Source organism: Rubritalea sp. (genome assembly GCF_039830215.1).
Classification (GTDB): Bacteria; Verrucomicrobiota; Verrucomicrobiia; order Verrucomicrobiales; family Akkermansiaceae; genus Rubritalea.
The window spans coordinates 1-3,408 of record NZ_JBDOPO010000037.1 but is presented as its reverse complement, the minus strand read 5'-3'; the positions used below and the strand labels follow the sequence as shown (position 1 = coordinate 3,408).

4 protein-coding genes are annotated in these 3,408 nt (G+C 49.5%); all 4 read right to left on the bottom strand.

The genetic code is table 11. The features are described from left to right. Positions 1 to 185 precede the first annotated feature (185 nt). A complete protein-coding gene (eboE, locus tag ABGY95_RS00965; protein ID WP_347439806.1) occupies positions 186 to 1,376 on the bottom strand; it encodes a metabolite traffic protein EboE in 1,191 nt (396 codons plus the stop codon). Between the two features lie 68 nt (positions 1,377 to 1,444). Beyond that, positions 1,445 to 1,591 (bottom strand): hypothetical protein, encoded by a 147-nt coding sequence (locus ABGY95_RS00960; RefSeq protein WP_347439805.1) that lies wholly within the window; start codon positions 1,589 to 1,591, stop codon positions 1,445 to 1,447. A gap of 66 nt (positions 1,592 to 1,657) precedes the next feature. Continuing rightward, the gene (locus ABGY95_RS00955) at positions 1,658 to 1,930 is read right to left on the bottom strand and encodes a hypothetical protein (RefSeq protein ID WP_347439804.1); all 273 of its coding nucleotides are present in this window, start codon (positions 1,928 to 1,930) and stop codon (positions 1,658 to 1,660) included. A gap of 92 nt (positions 1,931 to 2,022) precedes the next feature. Then, positions 2,023 to 3,222, bottom strand: a complete 1,200-nt coding sequence (fabV, locus tag ABGY95_RS00950; protein WP_347439803.1) for an enoyl-ACP reductase FabV — start codon at positions 3,220 to 3,222, stop codon at positions 2,023 to 2,025. Between the last annotated feature and the right edge of the window lie 186 nt (positions 3,223 to 3,408).

Genomic DNA, 3,408 nt, shown 5'->3' with positions numbered 1-3,408 from the left:
AACTAACAAAAAAGCGACCAACACATTACACCAAACAGTGGGGAGGTTAGAGATGCGTCCTGTGGCCAGGATTGCTGAGAGTTTAGTCATGATGGATTGATGATGTATGATTTGAGAGGTAAGATTTCCTGTACGATGAAATCTAGGGCAGAAAGTTTCATCATATCGAGGGTACGAGCCACTTGCTACTCACCACTAGCTACTTGCTTAAGAGTCCACAGGTACTCCTGAGTCAGTTGGTCTTCAATAGGGATCTGTAGAGCGTTGGGTAACACTCCCCATGTGTAGGTTTCCATTTCTAGGTGTGGGCAGGTTTCTGGCTTTTGCTTGAGGAATGCTAGTGCTGCTTCTGCGTGGTCACGGGTCGATCCCAAAGGGGGGGCAGGGGCATCATAGAGTGGGATGTGGAAGTGGATACGAGCCTCGGTGGCTCCATCGTGCGGGTAGTTAGATGACTTGCTCGCAGCAAAGTATTCGGGGAGATCGCGGAAGCGTAGGATCGAGTCATCCTCCTTCTTGATGAGCACCTGATGGAGGTAGGTTGGTTCATCGAAGGCGCGGATTGCCATTTGCGCCTCGCTGTCTAGTGGATCAATCGAGAGCGCGTTAGAGAGATGAATTTTGGAAATGCGGATGCCTGCATTTTCGAAGCGGGTGAGAGAAGCGTGGCAATCTTCGTATTCGAGGGCAAAGTGGCAGGTGTCGTAGTTGACGCCGATTCGTTTGGAGAGGATGTCAGCTTCTAGATCATTTTTCTCTGCCCACTGGTGGAAGCGGATGAAGAACTCGATCGTTTCCTGTGTGTTCTCAAAATGCCCGAGCGGCTCAGGCTCAAGCCCAAGGTGCAGGTCTTTTTCGTATTGCTCAGAAAGTAATTCGATATGGACTGCGCAGGCGTAGAGGTTCTTGAAAATCAGTTCCTCGTTGGCATCAAATTCTTTGAATGAACCAGGGAGCGTAGAGACGGATCCACCGACATCCGCAGGTGCGAGTTCGGCTATGATGTTGAAAAGCTCCAGCGTGTAGCTGAGTCTCTCGGGGGTCGTCCAGTCCGGTTGGTAGACTTTTTCTTTCACCCGTGTGCCGTGGAAGGCTCCGTAGGGAAATCCATTGATTGTGTAGACGTAGGTGTTTTCCTTTTTCATCCAAGCGATGAAGTCATCCAGTTTTGCGCCATCGGAAAATGCATTGGCAGCTTTAGCTGAGAGCCTCAGGCCAATCGCGAAAGGAGTCTCGGGCTCTAGCTGTTGGCTAGAGAGAACTTTGTCACGCACGGTAAGTGTGTGCTCTTTAAGTGCCGTAAAGGTCTCCTCCCATGTTTCAGCTGGGTGGATGTTAGTGCAGTAGGAAAGGTGGATGTTGGAGGACAATTTCATTGTCTTGTTTTTGGGTGCTTAGAATTTTACGTGACACGTTCGAGACGATGCAACAAGATCACGCAGGGCTAGATTTTCTTTTCAATTTGCGTTTTCAGGAGTTCGGTTAATTCCTCCCATGTGCCGTCTGTGATTGTCGCTGTGGCAGGGATAAAGAAAAAGATGTTTTTCTGAGGGTAGATAAGAAGCCCTAGAGGGTGATTTGTGGTAGTCATAAAATTTGCCCAAGCTGTGCTGCTAGATGCAGTGGGAAAGGAGAAATTGAGACCATTTTCTGTGACCTATACGGTGTGGGGGACTTGCTTAGCTTTGGCTTTAAAGGTATACTTAGAAACACGCGCAGCATAGAACAGACGGTTCAGTGGCATCAGGCAGAATAAAACAATGTAGAGCCCAGCGATTCCTGTGTAGTTGGCTTCGCCAAACATCGAATAGGCTGGTATCAACCCGATGATGTAAATAAACAGAACGTATTTTACGACCAGCCTTTTGTTGTAGTGGATCTTGGCTCCCGTCTTGAGGGTCTCGCGTGGTAAAAGGTAGTCTATTTTCATTGGGGTGGATAAATGTAGAAAAAGCGCCTTGCCTGTGAGACCGGGCGAGGCGCTTTGGAAATTTTTGAAAGAAGCGGGACGCTTCTTTTACATTACTCAGCTAGTGATGGGACTGCTGTGGCTGGATCAGCCTCGGCGTCGTAGTCAACTCCATCGATTCCGAAGCCAAAGAGCTTGAGGAATTCGTCTTGGTAGCCTTTAAAGTCGGAGACGTCTGAGAAGTTCTCGTTAGAAACCGAATCCCAGATCTTAGAGACGGCTGCCTGGATGTCGTCGCGCATTTCCCAGTCGTCGATACGGATACGTCCAGCATCGTCGAGCTTGCGGTCAGCAGCGTAGAGGCGGTCAGAGAAGAGTCGCTCGATTTGCTCGATGCAACCTTCGTGGAGGCCTTTAGCTTTCATCTCTTTGTAGAGGATAGAAATGTAGAGTGGTACGACAGGGATAGCTGATGACGCCTGAGTGACGAGTGCTTTGTTTACTGAAACGAATGCTTCGCCGCCGAGTGACGCCTTGAGCTTTGCGTCGAGCGTGGCGCAGGATTTTTCGACATCTTTCTTCGCCTGACCGATGGTGCCATCGGTGTAGATTGGCCAAGTGAGTTCAGGACCGATGTAAGAATAAGCGACAGTTTTGATGCCTTGAGCAAGCACATCAGCGTCAGCCAATGCGTTGACCCACATTTCCCAGTCTTCTCCGCCCATCACCTTCACAGTGTGGTCGATTTCTTCAGCAGTTGCTGCGCCGATTGTGACTTCGTCGACTTCACCTTTATCGGTGTTGAGAGTCTTGTTAGTGTACTCACCGCCAGTTGTTTTGAGGACAGATTTGTAGACATCACCAGTGTTAGGGTCCGTACGACGTGGGGATGCTAGAGAATAAACGATGAGGTCGATCTTGCCGCCCATGTCGTTTTTGATGATGTCGATAGCTTGTTGCTTGAGCTCGTTAGAGAAAGCATCGCCATTGAGTGATTTAGCAAAGAGGCCTTCAGCTGTAGCAGCTTTTTCGAAAGCAGCAGTGTTGTACCAACCAGCAGATCCTGTGCGCTTTTCTGAACCCGGCTTTTCGAAGAAGAGGCCGAGGGTGTTTGCCCCACCGCCAAATGCTGGGACGATGCGTGATGCTAGGCCGTAGCCAGTAGAGGAACCAATCACCAGCACGTTCTTAGGACCGTTCTCGATCTTTGGCTGGGACTTTACATAGTCGATTTGCTCGTGCACATGTGCAGCGCAGCCATCTGGGTGTGAGGTAGTGCAGATGAATCCGCGAATTTTTGGTTTAACGATCATGATTTAGAATGGGTAAATAAAGTTTGAGAAGGGGCGAATGCGCCTCAGATCGGTACACGCTAGAGACTTGCTAGGTGTAGGTCAAGCAGGACTGAGACTACTGGATGAGGTCGTTGGTTTCACGGCCAAATGTGTGCGCTAGTTCTAGCAATATTCGCTGGCTTGGCTCAAGTTCTGCACGTTGTT